Source organism: Burkholderia sp. LA-2-3-30-S1-D2 (assembly GCF_001523915.2).
Taxonomy (GTDB): domain Bacteria; phylum Pseudomonadota; class Gammaproteobacteria; order Burkholderiales; family Burkholderiaceae; genus Burkholderia; species Burkholderia diffusa.
The window spans coordinates 242,157-260,289 of sequence record NZ_CP013384.1 but is presented as its reverse complement, the minus strand read 5'-3'; the positions used below and the strand labels follow the sequence as shown (position 1 = coordinate 260,289).

Genomic DNA, 18,133 nt, shown 5'->3' with positions numbered 1-18,133 from the left:
GGTTCGCCTCCGCGGGAGCCTGGTGATGGCAGCCGTTCGCCTCGCAACAGGCGCCTTCGTGCAGGTCAGCGCCGCGCCTTATGCCGATTGGGGTATCGGAAAGTTTCTCGGCGCAGGTGCGGGCATCGGCCGTGTCCAGTACTTTGATGCTCCCGGAACTGAGTCGCCGCCGGTTGTGGAATGCTCGCTGACTAACATCAAGCCTGCAAGCCTCCCGGCGCAGACACGCGTCTACCGGCGGCACTCAACCGGTCGCTGGCAAGTGGGGCGCGTTATCGACGATGACAACACAGTGCTCTTCGTCCAGTTCCCAAACGGTGACGCAGGTAACGTCGATGCCGCCGACCTCCAAGTCCGTTGGAACCGACCGCTGCGCGACCCGTTGCCGCTTCTGGTCGGCGAAACGACCGAAACGCCCTTTCTCGCCGACGCGCGCAGCGCCTTCACGCAACAAGTCACGCTTCAATACACGGCGGCATCGGGCATCACCGCGGCGCTCTCACCGCCCATTGAGCTCGTCGACTATCAGTTCGAAGTGGTCAGGCGCGTGCTCACGGACCCGGTGCAACGCTACCTGCTCGCCGATGAAGTCGGCTTGGGCAAGACCATCGAAGCATGCGTCATCATCCGCCAGTACTTTCTGGATGCGCCGGAAAGCGCGCGCGCCGTCGTACTGGCGCCGCAGGCGCTCGTGTGGCAGTGGCGCGACGAACTGTCCGCAAGATTCGGGCTCGGCAACTACTTGGACGATTTTCTTCACGTGGTCAGTCATGACGACCCGGAGGGACTCGAGGAGACGCTGGAGAACGCGGGCCTGCTCGTCGTCGATGAAGCGCATCACCTTTCGCGCTTGGGCAACGAGCGCGAAGTCGCGCTGTTCCGCCTTCTGCAGGCGCACGCGCACAAGATTCCCCGCCTGTTGCTACTTTCCGCAACGCCAGTTTTATCCGACCCGGAAGGCTTTCTGCGGGTTCTGCATCTGCTCGATCCGCTCGCGTTTCCGCTCGACGATCTCGATGGATTCAAGCGCCGGATCGCCACGCGTCAGATCGTCGCCGAAGTGGTCGCAGCGCTGGTTCCGGAAAATCTCTGGAGCCTCACCGGTGAACTTGAGCGCCTGCAGCAGGCGTATGGCGAAGACATCGTGTTGATGGACAAGGTCGACGCGTTGCGCGCGATCGTCGACACGTTCCCTGATGAAAAGGACGAAGGCTACCTCGCCGCGCTCGCCGATCTGAAAACGCACCTCGTCGAGAGTTATCGCCTGCACCGCCGGATGCTGCGCAATCGTCGCAAGTCCGTGCAGTGGGCCACGCCGGGACGCGCCGGACTGAAGCGCGTGTCGTTCAGCAGCGAAGGCGCCGATCGCTGGCGGCACCGCATCGAGGAACTGCGCCTCTGTCTAAATGGTCTCGACGCACTGCCTGACGCGCTGCGCCTCGCGCTGCTCGAGAGTTCGGTGAATCCTCGCCAGATCATGTCCGTGCGCGCGCTGCTGGAACGATACGGCGTGCGCGACGACTACGCACTCGACATCGCGAGCGCGCTCGACAACAGCGCCCACCGCATGCGCGACGGGCACGAGCGTTTCGATGCGCTTCTCGCGACGGTCGAACGTCTGCTTGCCGTGCCCGGCGCCCAGGTCGTCGTGTTCTGTAGCGAACGCGCCGATGCCGACCGCGCCGCCGAGCGTCTGCGGCGTTCGCTCGGTACGCAGGTGGTTCTTCACGAAGTGCGCGTCGATGAGGACGACGAGGATCGTTTGTTGCCGTGGCAGCAGTTCCTGTCGGCACCACAGAAGGCTCGCGTTCTGGTGTGCGACGCGCGCGCCGAAGAAGGCGTCAATCTGCATGGAGGCAAAAAGATCGCCGTTCACTTCGACATGCCGGGCTCGCCGAATCGCTGCGAGCAGCGGCTGGGCCGGCTCGACCGCTTCGGCACGGGCGATCCGATCGTGTCATACGCGTTACAGGACGAAGCGAATCCGGACGAAGTGGCCTGGATCGACACGCTCGATACCGGCTGGCAAGTATTCAAACGTTCCGTCGCGAGTCTGCAGTATCTGATCGAGTCCGCGTTGCAGACGCTTTCGGAAGAATGGTTCGCGCGCGGCACGCCAGCGATACAGCAGCATCAGGCCGCACTTGCGGGACCGGACGGCCTAGTCGAACGCGAACGCAGACAGATCGATCTGCAGGACGCCTTGGATGCGCTCGGCGAACAGGAAGCGGACGCGATCGACCAACTCGACGAGTGCGAACAGGCATGGCGCGAGTGGCGGGCGGCCTTCTACGGTTTCGCGCGCGAGGCGCTCAAATTCGAGGTTCGGTACGAAGGCCCGCGTCCCACGAACGATGACGCGGACGAGGTGTTCAGGGTGGGCTACGCGCTCCACCACGGCGTGCCCCAAACGCTGATCCCGCTAGACAAATACCTCCGCACCTTCCTGCAAAGCCTGGATTCGCAGTCCCGCAGCGGCGGCTCGCGCTCGCTGCTGTCGCATCCCTATGTATTCCGACGGCAGAATGCGCTCGCACGCGCCGCGCGGGCTCGGGGCGTGCGTGTGCTGCGCGTCGGCGACCCGCTGGTCACGGCGCTCGAGCAGTTCTGCGAGCATGACGACCGCGGACGCGCGTTCGCCATGTGGCGCGTGGACCGCGAATACGAAGTGAACGACCCGAGCGGCGCCGACCTGTACTTTCGCTTCGACTTCGTCATCCGGTCGGCGGCGCTCATCGCCACGCTGGACGGACGCGGTCCCGAAGCTCAATCCATTGTCGAACAGGCGCTCGTCCGCAAGACGCAGGCGTTTTTCGCGCCTCTGTTTGTCCGCGTCTGGGTGGACGGCGCGGGTGCGATCGTCGCCAATCCGCCGGAACGCGTGGCCGCGCCCTATCGCAATGCCTGGCTGGGCAGCCGCCGTGACTACAACCTGAATTCGGGTCGATGGCGCGATATGCCGCCGGCGGTGCAGTCGAACTGGCTGCGGAACTGGCTGGCGCTATGCGCCGAGGCACGCAGGAACGCCGAGACCGCGGCGCTTCAGTCCGAAGCGTGCCAGCGCCACGTGAAGCAGGCGCTTGCCGCGCTGGACCGGGAAGTCCGGCTGCGCCACGCGCAGAGCGAGTCGCGTCTGGCGCGGCTTGCGGGCGCGCAGCGGCAACGCGAACTCAGCGAGCGTGCCGGTGACGATGTGCTCTATGCCACGATCCGCAGCGCGCTCGCCGGTCCTGATGTCGTTCTCGACGTCGCGGGTGCGGTCTTTCTTGCCTCCGACAATCCGTTCGAACAATGAAGCGCGATTCCTTCGGTGACGCCGAACTCAGCGAGTGTCTGGCGAATTGGGCGCGGGCGGAAGAGGTTCTCGCCGTGCCCGGCTCGAGCGATATGCTCGAGCGGCTGAGGCAGGCGCTTCAGAAATACGTCGGCGAGCAGCCGCGTCCGTCCCACGCCGACTGCATCGCTCTGATCCGGCAATGGCTGCTGTTTCAGGCATCGAATGGCGGCGCCAAGTGGCTCAAGGTGCCCAAGGGACCCGCCTGGCCTGCTCAGCATGTCTGGCAGGAAGCCGGATTCGACGTGCTGCCATTCGAAAACCGACTGGAGATACAAGCAAGGAAGCCACTACTATCGTGGCTCGACTCGCAAAGCGATCTCTTTGACGACGTCTTCGATCGCTTACAGGCGATCGCCCCGAAAGGCGTGGCGGCCGAGCCGATCGTCGCCGATCTGCTGGGCGTGGAATCATTCACCGGCGCGGGTCAACGCGAAGCCGTCCGCGGACTGATCCACATGCCCGCGGACCTCACGCTCATCGCGGCGCTGCCCACGGGAAACGGCAAGTCTGTGCTCGCCCAACTTCCGGCGCTAATGCATGGCGAGGGGCATCTGACGCTCGCGATCGTGCCAACCGTGGCGCTGGCCATCGACCAAGGGCGGCGCATGGCTGCCCTGCTTAGGAGCCGGTATCCCCATCGGGAACATGACCAGTACGCGTATCACAGCGGCCTGACTTTGGAAGAGCGGTCCGCCATCTTCCGCGCGGTGAACGATGGCTCGCAACGCATCCTGTTTACCTCGCCCGAAGCGGCGACCGGAACGTTGCGCACGCTGCTGGAAAAATGCGCGAAGGCAGGCGGACTCAGTCACGTCGTTATCGACGAAGCGCATCTTGTCGCGACGTGGGGCAGCGGATTCAGACCGTCGTTTCAATTGCTTCCCGCTCTGATCGCGCGTTTGCGCTCTATGTCGCCGCATGCTATTCGCGTCGTGCTCGCATCCGCGACGCTCACGCGGCACACCGTGACGGTACTCAAGCGGCAGTTCGGGCCACCCGAGAGGACGAAGTTGATCAGCGCAATCTATCTTCGCCCGGAACCGCGTTACGCCGCCGTGTGGTGTGCTTCGATGCAGGAAAAGCAGGAGCGCGTGATTGAAGCGCTCAGAGTAGCGCCGAGACCGTTTATCCTCTATATCACGCGCCCGGACGAGGCACGCACGTGGCTGAACCTCTTGCGTGGAGAAGGATTCGTGCGGGTCGCGCAGTTCACCGGGCAGACCGGTGCCGGCGAGCGCAAAGCACTCCTTGGGCAGTGGGAACGCAATGAACTCGACGGGATGATCGCGACATCCGCGTTCGGACTGGGTGTCGACAAGGGCGACGTACGCACGATCGTTCATGCAACCTTTCCTGAGTCGCTCGACCGCTTCTATCAGGAGGTCGGGCGCAGTGGCCGTGATGGAATCGCATCGGCAAGTCTTCTGCTATACACCACCGAGGACGTCAAACAGGGGTTGCGGATGGCGAGTGCGCGCCACATCGGCGACGAACTTGGCTTTCAACGCTGGACCGCAATGATCGATCACGCGATGCCGGACGCCACGCGCGATGGCGACAGCTGGATCGACCTGAACCGGTTACGCCCTGCCCTCGTGAGCCGGGGCAAGTCCAATCTGGCGTGGAATCTTCGAACACTGAATTTGATGGCCTGCTCCGGCCTCATCGAACTCACGGCATTGAGTTCCAGCAGGCCGGGCGCCGCAGATACCCAGAACGGCGACTTGGAAGAATCCGATATGACGATTGGCTATGCTGCCGTTCGTCTCCCCAACGGAGATCATGGATCGCGGAGCGCTTTTGAACGCAGCATGCGCGAGGCGCGAAGCGAATCGAAGCGCGCGGCGCGTCTAGCTTTCCAGTTAATGCTGACGATCGCACGCAACGAGCGGCCCGTCGAGGCCGCACTGCGCGACCTCTACCAGTTGACCATGCCTCTCGCCTACGCGCCCGTTCGTGCGTATTGTGGCGGCTGCGCGAGCCATTGGTCCGACCGCTCCCGGATACCAGTCGTCCCGGCACCGTTTGTCGACCGACTGGAACAGTTCGAGCCTCGCCCCGACTTCGAGAAAGCGTTGCGCACCTTCCCGCGCCTGCTCCAGAATTTGACTTTCGTCGTTGTCGACGACGTCGAGCGACTGCTTAGCCAGAATGGCCCGGGCCTGCTCGACGCCTTGCTCAGCAGGCTGCGTCCTCATACGGTCGCCGTGGCCTGCGACACGGCGGCGACGCTCGCCACGCTGATGCACGCTCGGCTCAGACGCCTACATTCCGACGCTTTCATCGACACGTTCGATGCAAGCGCTCCCGATTCGCTGGCGGGAGGCAAGGATGAGGTAAAAATCATCGTTTGGACATCTGAACATATTTCACGATCACTGGGTATGTTGCTGAGAACTTCACCTAGCGCAATGACCGTCATGATCATACCGAAAAGCACCCGCGACCCGGAGCGCCCAGATCGCACATGGTCGAGCGTGCTGCCGCACATCGATGAAGAAACCGCTATTCAGGCTTTGAGCTCATGAGTCTCCTTAACATCGCCAGCGACGGCCTGCCCAACGTCCTCGTGCAGTTGCATGCAACCGTACTGCGCTCAAGGAAGCCGATCCCCAAAGACGAACTGCTCGACATGGTCGCGCCGCCTTTGGTGGTGGGAGATGACGGCGACAAGGCCCGGCAGACATTGCTGCGCTGGACGCAGCTCAGCCTGTTTCGTGAGGAAGGCGGCGCCATCGATGTGGCCGAGCGGCCGGATGACCGCTTGCGCACTCCGCAAGACTTCCTCGCCTTCACGCGCCGCGTGGCGTGTGCGCGCGTTCTCGCCGCGGAGAACAATCCGGACTTCTGGGCGCCTCAAGGCACACTGGCCGCGGACCTCACGCGCGGCCTCGCCTGGATGATGGCACAGGACGTCTATCGCACCGGTTTTGACGTGATCGAGGAACGGGAGTCGCAACAGATCACCGACCCAGACCGCTGGCTCCTGCGCAACGGCACGCGCCGCCCGGGACTGCAGTACTGGTCGCGCTTCCTCGGCTTCAGCCAGCAGCCGTACGCCGATATCGATCCGACCGTCGCCGTGCGCGACGTGCTGCCACAAGTGCTGGCTGAAGGCGAGGACATGCCCGCCGCGCAATTCGTCGACCGTCTGGCGGGCGTCCTGCCAGTCATCGATGAAGGCGTGTGGCAGAAAGAAATGCTGGCGGCGGTGGATACGAACGTACTCGGCCGCCTGCGGCAAGGGCAGCTCTCCACCGCGCTCTCGAGGGCCCTGCTCAACCTCAGGCAGGCGGGCGACATCCTGCTGCAGCCCCGATCGGACCTTGGCAGCTCGATCACATTGACGGGCGCGAACGGCGCCCGCAACGATCTCACGTTCCACTGGATTTCCCGACCGAAGGCAGGAGCCGCGCGATGAACCCGTTGAACGCATACTGGCCCGACGCCGCGCGGGTTGCGGAATGCATGCGCACCGAGGCCGAGACCGTCGATCAGGCGCTGCTGCTCGCCGTCCACCTGCCCGTTACGCTGCGGCGTCGCGTCGCGGAATCAAAAAGCGAGGAAGCCGCCACGGAGAATGACATGCTCGAAGCGCTCATGCGGCCGATTCACGACGGCAGTTCGGTGATCGTCGCGCTCACTGGCGCATCGGGGGTCGGCAAGTCGCACATGGTCCGCTGGCTCGGCGCGCAACTCGACCGCCATCCGAAGCGGGACAAGATGGTGGTCGTGTCGATTCCGAAGACGGCGAGTCTGCGCCGTGTCGTCGAACTCATTCTCGCGCCGCTCAGCGGCGACGAGTATCACGCGCTGACGCAGGATCTCGGGCGCGCCATAGAAGCGCTGGACCCGCCCAAGGCCGCCGAGTTGCTCGCCACTGCGCTGGCCGAGGAACTGGAACCCTACGCGCAGCGGCTGATGGATGAGAGCCGCGCGGCCCGCGACCACTCGCAGGGGCCGCGCATCACGGCGGCTCGTCAATTGCGCGAACTCGTGCGTGACCCGGACATCCGGGACCGCTGGTTCAAGAAAGTGCTGTTGCGCATTGTCACATCCAGTCTCAGCGGAACGGCCGATCCGGCGCAACGGCAATTTCAGCCATCCGACTTCGAAGCGCCCGAGACCGTTGCGCTCGGAGCCGATCTGCGAGACGTCGTCAACCGCGCACTGGCCTGGCTGGCGAGCGCGAACGGAACCAACCGGACCACAGCGGCTGAAGTGCTGCAGGCCGTGCTGGACCCAGCGCTGCGCACCATCTTCCGTTTCACCGAGGCGCTGCACCAACGCACCATCCAAGAAGTCGTCAACGACATCCGCGTGCAACTGCTCAAGGATGGCAAGGAACTGATCCTTCTGATCGAGGATCTCGCGGCGCTGTCCGGCATTCAGCAGCCCTTGCTCGACATCATGATTTCCGAGAGCGATGAAAAGGGAGTACGAGTGCGCGCGCCCATCCGCACCGCGGTGGCGGTCACGGACGGCTTTCTCTCCCGGGCGCAGACCGTGCTCACGCGCGCCAAGGCGGAATGGGTGGTGCCGAGCGAAGGCATCGACGAGGCAACCGTGATGCAGTTGCTCGTCGAGCTCACGGGCCGCTATCTGAACGCGGCGCGCTGGGGTATCGATCATCTGAAGCGCGAGTTCAAGACCGCCGAGCGTGACCTCGACAATCTGTACGCATGGGTGCCGAGCTTCGACTCCGTCACCTTGATCGATGCAGCGTCCTCAGAACAACTCGCGGCGTTCGGACGCAGCAAGGCGGAATACAGCCTGTTCCCGTTCAACCCGACTGCCATCCGGTCGCTCGCGACGTCCATCCTCAAGGTCGACGGCCGCTGGAAGTTCAATCCGCGCGCCTTTATCAACGAGGTGCTGACCAAAACTTTGAGCCAGCGGCCCCTGTTCGAACAGGGAGCGTTTCCGCCGGCGAACTTCCAGAGTCCGGAGCTTCGGTCCGACATCAGGCTTTCGCTCCAGCATCGCGGCTTCGCTCCGGAACAGCGCGGCCGGATCGAATCGATGCTGTTCCACTGGGCGGGCGATCCCCGGTCGCTGGCCGCGCCGCCCTCTTCTGTCTCTGCGGACCTCTTCACGGCGTTCTCCGTGCCCTGGCCGTTCGACGGCGAAGGCAAGAAGGCGAGCACGGTGAGTCTGCGAACAGGCAACACCTCCACCACCACGACCGCGGGCGGCTCGAGCGGCAGTGTGAGCGGCGACTCGACCGCAGGCGACCAACAGACAACCGAAGACTCCAGACAGACCACGGCGGATACGTCCGAAGAAGCCACCGCGTATGGAGAGGCACTGGAAGCATGGAAGCCGAACATCCGTCTGGTCAATGACATCTCGCGGAGAACGCGCACGCTCGTGGCCGAGGCGTTGAACCAGCGTCTGGAGGTCAACGACTGGTGCCTGCACGGCCAAAAAGTGGACTTCAACTGGTTCTGGCTTCCGCCTGCGAGCAACGTCAATAATCCGACGATCGGGCCGATGATCGAACTCTGTGCGCCGGACACGGACATACCGCCGCATATCGTCGCGGGCCTGAAGGCGCTGGACCGGTGGGATATCAAAGGCAAGTCATGGGACTATACCGGCGCCGAGAATGATTACGCGGCGGCCAACGTGCTGCTCGACGAACTCGAACGTAAAGTGCTCGACCTGATGCTCAACGAAGCATCACGCGATTTGAGCATCGCGGCACTTGCGCTGCATCGGCAGGACCTACTGCTGGGCATCACGAACCGCCCCGAGAACCCGAGCCTGAAAGACCTGCTCACCGCCGCGCCGGAGGAGCCGTCTGTAAAGGAAGAGTCCATCGACACGGTGGGTCGCAGGGCACTCGAACGCCGGCGCAATGCGACTGGCGGCCGTGCTCAACTGCAGGACCGCCTAAAAAAATATCTCGCCTGTTATCAAGGCAATGTCGGCACCACGGTCATGGCCATCGACACGGAGCGGTTTCGTCTGGCTGTCAGGCAGGAAGTCGAGGACAAGTGGATATTCGCCCTGAAGGGCCGCGGCCCCAAGGACACCGATGACACACTCGACGCCCTCGACCGCCTCTCTCCCCGCTCCATCGACATGTTGCTGCGCGACCTCTCGGCGGCAGTGGACCGCTACCTTGCGCCAACCACCGAGGCATTCGCTGAAGACCACGCCCGTGTCGCATGGCGCGACGAGATGAAAGAGATCGTCGCTCACGCGAACCGCCAGTCTACCTGGCCTCCTGGCACGATCACGCAGGCCGCGGTGCGCGCAGCCATCGATCGGCTCTCGGCAGAAGGCATCGAGACAACCATCCAGCGGCTTCACAAGATGCGCGCCGCCGAAGCGTCCCCGGAGACGCACCGGCGGCTGGCTGCGCTGTCGGCAGTGCCGTTGCCGTGGCTCGTCGCCATTCATGAGGACGTGAGTCTGCTGCGAAGCTTTCTTGCCTCGCTCAACAAGACCATCGATCAACAGACCGGTTCAATCGACGACCAGACGGCCATTCAGGCGCATGACGCGCTGATCGCCGCGTTGTCGTGGGAGGAATGATGCCCACATTGCTAGAAGAAGCCCGGCAGGCGCGCGCGGGCCTGGACAAGGTTCGGCAAGCCAATCAGCTGCGCCACCAGTTGTCGGCCATTCAAAGCCGCGCCTCCGAATGGAGCGAGCGCAAACAAAAGCGCGTTCAGCTGCTCGCGAAGTTCGGCTACCTGCCGCTGCCGCCGGCCGCATCGGCGGAGCTCGGGAAGGCTGACGAAGCCAGCCGCGCGTTGTGCGAGGAAGCGCGCGAGCGCCTGCATGGCGGGAACATCGAGTCACTGTCGGAGAACGAGTTGTGGCGGCGCCTCCTCCAACAAGCCGACAAGACCAACACGGCCTACGCCGAGGCCGTTCGCGCGAACTGGCGCGCGCTGATCCAGGATCTCGGCACGGTTGAAACCGCGTCGGCGCTTGTCGCGCGTGAGCCCGAGACGCCCAGCAACAAGACAGCGCTCGCCCAGTACCGGGCGCTCTACACCCAGTACGCGGCGCTCAGGGATGCTGACATGCCGCCCGCACCGCAATCCGCGGACGCGCTGCGCGAATGCGTCGAGAGACTGCGCGAGATCCTTGCCACGCTGACGCCCACACCGGAATCCGTCAAACAGTTCTTCAAGGCTGTCGAAGCTGGCGGCGCCGCGCTCGACCTGCTGACAGAAGAAGTGTTGAACTGGCTGAAGCTATACGACGACGCAACGCGCTTCGTCATCCGGACACGGACGGTGCCCACATGGCGTTGACTCCCGATCTCGCGCTCGCCGAGCGCGCACTGGACGCGCTAGAGCAGATTGAGGCGCGCGCTCTCGTCTGGGGTCTTGTCGACAACGCCCTTGGCAACGAAGAAGTCCACGATACGCTGAATCACGTCATCGACGACGAACGTAACGCCACGCTGCGCAACGACGTCGCCTGCAACATCGCCACCTCGCGCGACCTGCGCGACCAACTCGTGACGCTCGGCATGTTGTTCGAGGTGCCCAGCACGGACACTGGCTCGAGTGACGATGGCCCGCGCTGGCGCACGCGCATGGCCGAAGGCGTGCGTCTGATCGCGCGACTGCGTCAGCTGTTTCCGCAGCATGCGGGCAGCACGCAGTGGGCAATGGCGCCCACGCTCGTCGCGGACTATCGCTTTTTGCGCCGCGCACGGCGCTATCCGAAACGCGATCAGCGACGTGAATCGGTAATGGACGTCATCGACAAAGACGTGACCGATCCCGCCTTGCTCTCGGCGGTCGCCCACTGGCTCGATCAGTTGCCGCCGAACGCGGGCCTGTCGCGCTTTCAGGTGGATGCCGCCGCGCGCATCCTTGGCGGACTGACCCATCGCACGCGCTCGGGCACGCTCGTATCCGCCGGAACCGGCAGCGGCAAAACGCTCGCCTTCTATTTGCCCGCGCTCGCGTGGCTCGCCCAGCAGCGTGTGGATTCACCAAGAGCGTCGGTCCGCGTGCTCGCGCTTTATCCGCGCAACGAGTTGCTCAAGGATCAGTTGGCTGAGGTCTACGAGCAATGCCGCAAGTTCGATGACTGGATAGCAAGCCGCGGCGGTGCCGCGCTTCGCGTGGGAGTGCTCTATGGCGAAACGCCCGAGTCACGCCAGAGCGCACTGAAGCAGCGCGGCTGGCGCTTCAACGCGAGGGAATCCATTTGCCCGTTTTTCACCTGCCCCATGCCAGGCTGCGGCGGCGAGATGGCCGTGCGCGACGAAGACAAGGACCTGCCCAAGGACCGGCTCGTCTGCAAGTCCTGCGGGCACAGCGTGCAGTCCGACCTACTCGCGTTCACGCGCAAGGCCATGGCGGATGAGCCGCCCGACATTCTGTTCACGTCAGTCGAGATGCTCAATCGCCATCTGTCCAATCCGACGTTGCGCCATCTCTTCGGCGTCGGTCCGAAGGCGATGGAAGCGCCCGGGCTGGTGCTTATGGACGAGGTGCACCTTTATTCCGGCACCTACGGCGCGCAGGTCGCGTATCTCATGCGCCGATGGTGGAGCGCGAGCGGCAGGCGTTCGAGTTTCGTTGGCCTCTCCGCGACGATCTCGGAAGGGCGACGTTTCTTCGCGAGCCTGACGGGGCTAGATGAATCGGTGGTGCAGGAGATCAAGCCTCTGGAAAACGACATCATCGACGAAGGCGCGGAGTACCTGCTCGCCCTTCGGGGCGATCCGGTGTCCCAAGCCGCGCTGCTATCGACCACCATTCAGACGCTAATGCTGGCCACCCGACTGCTCGACCTGCGTGAAGGCTTCGACAAGAACCGCAATCCTTTCTTCGGTTGGCGCGCGTTCGCCTTTACCGATCAGTTGGATGCCGCAAACCGCCTGTTCCGCAATCTTCTGGATGCGGAAGGCCGGTACTTTAACGGCCGCGCCAACCTGTTGCGTCACCCCGACGGCGGTCTGGCCCGTCTGCGTAACCGCGTAGAGCCGCCTGGACGCCGCTACGACGCTGGCCAGGACTGGCGCATGCCGGAGGAAATTGGCCATGAACTGACCACGCGACTCGAAATCGCGCGTACGACCGCGTACGACTCCGGCGTGAGTTCGCGCAGCGAGGTCGTTGTGGCGACCGCCGCGCTGGAGGTCGGCTTTGACGACCCGGCTGTCGGCGTAGTCGTGCAGCACAAGGCGCCGCGCGACATCGCATCGTTCCTGCAGCGCAAGGGACGCGCGGGACGCACGCGTCACATGCGCCCCTGGACGATGATCGTCCTCACCGACTACGGCCGCGACCGGCTCGCCTATCAGGCCTACGACACGCTGTTCGACCCCGAGTTGCCTGCGCGCCAGTTGCCGCTGTCGAACCGCTATGTGCAACGCATGCAATCGGTCTACGCGCTGCTGGACGAACTTGGCGACATGACGCACTCGGACCCGCTCAAGATCCAGGTGTGGCGTGACATGAAAGGTCCACCCGACGACTCGCGGCTCGCCTACTGGGACGAACGCAACCGGCGCGCACTCGAAAAGCTCGTCCGCAAGGTTCCGGTGGAAGCGCTCACGCCAGCGTTGCACCAACTGCGAAACGATGCGCTGCAACTCGCCCCGCAGGACCGCGGCAAGCAGATGAAATGGTCGGGTGTGAACTGGCTGAAGACGCGTTTGGCCCACCGGCGTCTTCACGACGTGCTCAAGCGCTTCCTCACCCGGCAGGAATCCACCGATCGGCTCGCCGTCTCGCTGCAGAAGCGGCTAGCGATCTCCCGCGAGGACATGGACGTGCTGTTGTGGAACCAGCCGCGACCGTTGCTGCTCGGCGCCGTGCCCACCGCCATGCGGCGTCTGCAAATGAACTGGCAGGGCAAGGATGCGGAGCACCCCGACTACAGCGCGGGGCATCCGCTGCCCGACTACATCCCAGCCAATCTGTTCGATGACCTGAGCCTGCCCGAGATGCGCCTCGCACTGCCCGGCGGCGGGGACGACGGTCACTATCTTCCGGTTCAGCAGGGTCTGGGTGAGTTCGCGCCCGGCAAGGTCTCGCGCCGCTTCGACGATGCGCTGTGGCTCGGTGTATCAGCGGAAACGCTCAACGGCTATCTCGGCATGGGCCAGGACATCCTCGAGCAGGACACAGACATCGCCGAGTGGTATGAGACGCAGGGCGAGCGGCCGTTCCATCGACTCGAAGACGGCCAGGTGGTCACGTATCGCGCGTTTCAACCGCGCACGGCCCGCCTGCAGGCGGCGCCGGGACGCCAAGCCGGATTGCCCGAACTGAACGACACCTCCAATGCGCAACTCAAATGGAGCTCTCATCTGGAAGCGCCGCGCGAAGGCACTGAATTCCGGCCGCCTGACCATATTGGCGTAAGCCGCCTCATTGGGTCGATCGCCGCGCACACGCATTCGGGCCAGTCCGCCGCGCTGGTGCGGCGATACGCGATCGCATCGCGGGCAGACATGCGCATGCGGATCGGCAACGAGTCGCACCGGCTCACGGTCAACTGGCGCTTCATGAATGAAGACCAGCCCTGCGGCGTAGGTTTCGAGATCGATGCGGACGCGCTCCTGATTGTTCTGCATCTTCCACCCGCGTTGCACGAGAGCATCGACTGGTCGGACGAAGCACGCGCACGCGCTGCGCGTGCCGCGCGGTACAACTGGGAAGCGCAGCATTGCCCGAGCTTCGTCGCGGCGGTTGCCAACCCGTTCCTGCGCGGGTGGATCGCACAGATCTTCCAGATTGCAGCCATCCTCGTGGCCACAAAGGAGCAGTTGTCATTGACGGTTGCGCTGGACGAAGTCGCCAACGGCGCGCGTATGGACGCTCTCCTCGGCGTACTCTCCACGGTCTTCCAGATGCCCGAGACTGAGGCCGGCGACGAGAGTCCCGATCGGCTCAGACTCTCGCTCGACGAAGCGCTGCACGCCGAAGCCGTCCGGCACGCGGTGCATGACGCGGCCCGCGTGCTCGTCGCCCCGATCGATGCGGAATGGGAACCGTGGCTCTCCCTGACCGTGCGCGCGACCTTGGGGGCCGCCTGTCTAGAAGCCATTCAGCAGGCATGCCCGGAGGTGGACCCGGAAGGGCTGATCGTGGATATCGATCCTGGCATCCATCTGGATGGCATCGCACCACAGCGGGCGGAGATATGGATCTCAGAGACCAGTCCGGGCGGCAACGGCATGATTGAGCAGGTGGTCGAATTGCTCGCCTCGCGACCAGACAGTTTCTACAAGCATGTCGAAGCAGCGCTGGAGACCGGCGATCTGGAGTCCACGAATACGCAACTGAAGCAGTTGGTCGAGTGGATCGGCGGCGATGCGCGCGACGCCGAACTCGTCGAAGCGGTTATGCGGGTGCGCAATGCGGGCAGCCCGACCACGGCACAGGTGGAATTCGCCCGACTGCGCGCGGAACTCGTCCGGCGCGGGCAGGCGGTGTTCCATGGCTACGCGGTGGCGTTGAGTCTGCGCATGCTCAGACCCGAGAGCCCCGAGGAAATTGACCGGCTGATCGCTGAGATTCACGGTCACTGGGGGTCGCTGGAACACTTGCACGGTATCGAAATCGATGTGCGCATAATGTGCGCAGTCTATAGTGGCGACAATCGCCTGGACACCGCATTTGCGTCCTCGGGTCTGATCTTGCCGGTGGACGACCGCGAGAGCTGGCGCTTCGGCGTTCTGATGGGTCTGCTATGGCCGCAGGGCCACGCGCTACGCGCCGTCAACCTGCCGCTGCCGAACCGCTTCGCGCCGGTTGTCGCTACCGAGCGCCTACTGCTCGGACAATGGCTCACGCAACGCCAGACGCCCATTGATCCGACGCTGCCGGGATGGGAGGAACTCGCGCGCCAACAACTCGTTACACGCTCGGAGGCGGTGTTTGTCGTAGTTGCCAGCGAGGCGCGCAAAATCGTCCCGATCCTTATCCGCACACTAACCATCGAGCCGATCCACTTCGATTATCTAAACGTCTTCGCCATGCTGTCCTCCGTCAAGCGGCGCGACGATACGATCGAGCTCCAATTCTCGATTCCGGAATCCGCATGAGCACGTCCCGAAGCATTTTCAAATCGGCCACCTCCGCGCCCGAAGCCGCGCGCGATGCCCTGGCGGCCGTCTTCGCAGAGGAACTGCTGGCGCCGAGCAAGACGGTCCATCTGCTTGCGCCGTGGATCAGCAACATCGTCATCTTCGACAACAGCGTGGGCAACTTCAGCGGGCTCAATCCCGAGTGGAGCCGGCGCGAAATTCGCCTGGTCGACGTACTGGTTGCCATTGCGTCCAACGACACGCGACTCGTGATCCGGGTGCGCCCGGACAACCACAACAGGCCGTTCGAGAAGCGTCTGTTCAGCGCGCTCGCGGATTCCGGACTGCAGGACAAGTGCGACTGGAAGGAGAGCGGGACTTTGCACACCAAGAGTCTGTTGACCGACCACGTGTTGATCGCCGGGTCGATGAACTTCACGGAACGCGGCATCTCGCTCAACGAGGAAGTCGTAACGCTGGACTTCGATCCGCAGCATATCGCTCAGGCCAAGATGGAGTTCCACGACCATGGCATCTGAGGGCCAGTCTGAGCTTGCGCAAACGGCGGCCGCCTGTCTTGAGGCGTTCTTCGCGGCGCCTAATTGCTTCGTCAATCCGGTTGCGCCGCACGCCGACTCCGGCAGACTGACCACCGAGACGGTTCCGGGAGCGCTCGTGAGCGCGATCCAGCGCATGCGCAACGGCAGCGCCGATCTTCCCGCACTGCTACCCTTCCGGACCTCGGCTGATGAGCCGGTCACCTGGTACGCATGCACGCGCGACAAGCCGGGCGTGCGCGCTGTGCGGGCCGATCTGGACGCTTTCATCGGCCCGGCCTTCGCGGAATTCGAGCCCACTGCCGTCGCGCGAACACATGCCGATGACCTGTTCGAGCGGCACGGATTTCATTTCGTTCGGTTCACCGCCATTCGCGCGAGCTTCGACAGGCACATCGTCGAGCAGTGGGGCATCTACTGGGCGCTGCTGGAACGCCGGCCAAAGCGCCGCACGCTGGAACATCGCACCTTCGCCCAACTGCGCGCGGCGCTCGACTGGGCGCTGCTCGCGAAAAACGAGACCGAGGCCCGCGCAGCGGTCTCGGCGCTGCGCGAGCAGCACGGACTGAGCGCGGAGAACCGGGCGTTTCTGGAAATCCGCATTGCCGCAGCCTTCGGACGATGGGGCGAGATACTCGGACATGCCAACTTTCCGTATCTGCTTAAGTTGAGGCTGCCGCCGGAGACGTTCGGCGACATCTGGGAGGCGCTCTACGAGACATGGCTGCGTCCACAGGAACAAACTGGCGACGCCGCGCGGCTGATGGCCGCCTTCGAGGAGGAGGTTCGCCCGGCCGCTGGCCATCTTCTGCGCTCGCTCGGTCGGTCACGCCGGCCCGCCGCGCTGAAATCGTTCCTGCTGCACGAACTGTCGCAGGCGAAGCCTTCCGTCGATCTATGCGCGCAGTGGCTCGCTGAACTGGGCGATCACGCCTTCGGCCCAACGACCGCCGCCATCGGCAACCTGATTCAGCCTTTGACGCCCAAACGCGGCTTCGACGCCGCACGGGAGGACATGGATCTGGAGCGCTACGAACAGGCCTACGATGTGTTGTGGCCACTGGAAGACGACCTGGAGGTGCTGACAGCCCTGCTTCGCTGCGTGAAGGAGATCAACGACCCTGTGCGCGCGGAACAAACCGTCGCGCGCGTGAAGGCTAGCGGCACCTCCCTATCTGGCAGCGTGCAACAGGCCCGCGCGCGCCTGTTCGGCGACGTCACACGCCTTGCCGCGACCAAGCCGCCAGAGAGCTTGGAGGCGCAACTACGCGTTGAACCCGAGGGCGAAACAGCCGCCGCAGACAATGTGGTCGAGTTCTGGCGCGAACTCGCTAACACAGATGCCTTCACAAAAATCGACGCAGCCATGGCGGAGCGTCTCGTCCAGAGCATGGAAGACGAGGTGCTCAGCAATTCGGGCACCTTCGACGCGCTTCTGCCCGTCTGGTTCGACTGGATCGTCGAGCGGACGAAGCCGCATGCGCCCTTCATTCCTCTGTACAGCACCCTGATCGAGACGATGTGGGTGCGGGACCACTACGGCGAGAGCGAACTGGACCTGATCAAACAGGCGGCGCTTCACGTCGTGATGGCTGGTCCCACACCGGATCAATACGCACATCTGATGGACCGTCTGCTCAAAATTTTTGAAGCAGTGCGCTCGCCCCATGTCATGCGTTGGGCACTGGATCTTGCCGATGCGCTCGTCATCGCGCCCACACGCAACGAGCAGGCGCGCAACCAGTTGCTCGTAGCGATTCTAAGCGCCGGGAGGGAGTTCTCTGCACGTCTAGCCGCAGCACAGAAGGCGTTGTTGCTGCTGCTTGCAAGCGACACATCGATTCCGTTCACGCTGGAAACGCAGGAAGTCGCGAAGTCTGAAGAGCCGGACACGTCAGCATCAGATTCGCGTGTCATGATCTACAGCCTGGACATCCAGGCGACGCACCGCGCGATGGACGTGCTCAAGATCCTGAGTCCGAACCTAAAGGTCACGACGAACAGCGATACGGAATGCACGTCCCGGTTGCGCCAGCACACGCGACACGCCGACTATGTGTTTTTCGTATCGAGTGTGGCGACGCATCAGGCGTTCTTCTGCATCAAGAACTCGCTACGGGTGCCAGAAGCGCTCTGCCAGGTTCAGGGGACTGGCACGACGAGGATCGTCGAGACTGTGATTAAGCAGATACGGGCGGCGGGGTAACCGTCACACAAGCG

Annotated in this window: 8 protein-coding genes; all 8 read left to right on the top strand. The window is 63.8% G+C overall.

Annotated features, from left to right (window positions below):
* The first annotated feature begins 25 nt into the window (after window positions 1–25).
* From dpdE to dpdD, 8 genes are read left to right on the top strand one after another with little or no spacing between them, the layout of a single operon-like run.
* On the top strand, window positions 26–3,295 hold the full coding sequence (gene dpdE / locus WS66_RS13715; RefSeq protein WP_159086551.1) for a protein DpdE: 3,270 nt from the start codon (window positions 26–28) through the stop codon (window positions 3,293–3,295).
* Window positions 3,292–5,865, top strand: coding sequence for a protein DpdF (gene dpdF, locus WS66_RS13710; RefSeq protein WP_059608369.1), 2,574 nt, complete (start codon window positions 3,292–3,294; stop codon window positions 5,863–5,865). The genes dpdE and dpdF overlap by 4 nt, the downstream gene beginning before the upstream one ends.
* Window positions 5,862–6,758 carry a protein DpdG gene (gene dpdG / locus WS66_RS13705; protein WP_059608368.1) on the top strand — a complete coding sequence of 299 codons (897 nt, stop codon included), beginning with the start codon at window positions 5,862–5,864 and terminating at the stop codon, window positions 6,756–6,758. The genes dpdF and dpdG overlap by 4 nt, the downstream gene beginning before the upstream one ends.
* Window positions 6,755–9,880: a protein DpdH gene (gene dpdH, locus WS66_RS13700; RefSeq protein WP_059608367.1), complete on the top strand. Its 3,126-nt coding sequence runs from the start codon at window positions 6,755–6,757 to the stop codon at window positions 9,878–9,880. Before dpdG ends, dpdH begins: the two co-directional genes overlap by 4 nt.
* On the top strand, window positions 9,877–10,611 hold the full coding sequence (locus WS66_RS33685) for a hypothetical protein (protein ID WP_059608366.1): 735 nt from the start codon (window positions 9,877–9,879) through the stop codon (window positions 10,609–10,611). The genes dpdH and WS66_RS33685 overlap by 4 nt, the downstream gene beginning before the upstream one ends.
* Window positions 10,602–15,374, top strand: a complete 4,773-nt coding sequence (dpdJ, locus tag WS66_RS13695) for a protein DpdJ (RefSeq protein ID WP_059608365.1) — start codon at window positions 10,602–10,604, stop codon at window positions 15,372–15,374. Before WS66_RS33685 ends, dpdJ begins: the two co-directional genes overlap by 10 nt.
* Complete coding sequence (dpdK, locus tag WS66_RS13690) at window positions 15,371–15,895, top strand: phospholipase D-like domain-containing protein DpdK (RefSeq protein ID WP_059608364.1); 525 nt, start codon at window positions 15,371–15,373, stop codon at window positions 15,893–15,895. The genes dpdJ and dpdK overlap by 4 nt, the downstream gene beginning before the upstream one ends.
* Window positions 15,885–18,119, top strand: a complete 2,235-nt coding sequence (gene dpdD / locus WS66_RS13685) for a protein DpdD (protein WP_059608363.1) — start codon at window positions 15,885–15,887, stop codon at window positions 18,117–18,119. The genes dpdK and dpdD overlap by 11 nt, the downstream gene beginning before the upstream one ends.
* Window positions 18,120–18,133 lie beyond the last annotated feature (14 nt).

Bases quoted from the DNA above. Each gene is read 5' to 3' on its own strand.
- dpdE (WP_159086551.1), top strand. From the start codon at position 26: ATGGCAGCCGTTCGCCTCGCAACAGGCGCCTTCGTGCAGGTCAGCGCC.
- dpdF (WP_059608369.1), top strand. From the start codon at position 3,292: ATGAAGCGCGATTCCTTCGGTGACGCCGAACTCAGCGAGTGTCTGGCG.
- dpdG (WP_059608368.1), top strand. From the start codon at position 5,862: ATGAGTCTCCTTAACATCGCCAGCGACGGCCTGCCCAACGTCCTCGTG.
- dpdH (WP_059608367.1), top strand. From the start codon at position 6,755: ATGAACCCGTTGAACGCATACTGGCCCGACGCCGCGCGGGTTGCGGAA.
- WS66_RS33685 (WP_059608366.1), top strand. From the start codon at position 9,877: ATGATGCCCACATTGCTAGAAGAAGCCCGGCAGGCGCGCGCGGGCCTG.
- dpdJ (WP_059608365.1), top strand. From the start codon at position 10,602: ATGGCGTTGACTCCCGATCTCGCGCTCGCCGAGCGCGCACTGGACGCG.
- dpdK (WP_059608364.1), top strand. From the start codon at position 15,371: ATGAGCACGTCCCGAAGCATTTTCAAATCGGCCACCTCCGCGCCCGAA.
- dpdD (WP_059608363.1), top strand. From the start codon at position 15,885: ATGGCATCTGAGGGCCAGTCTGAGCTTGCGCAAACGGCGGCCGCCTGT.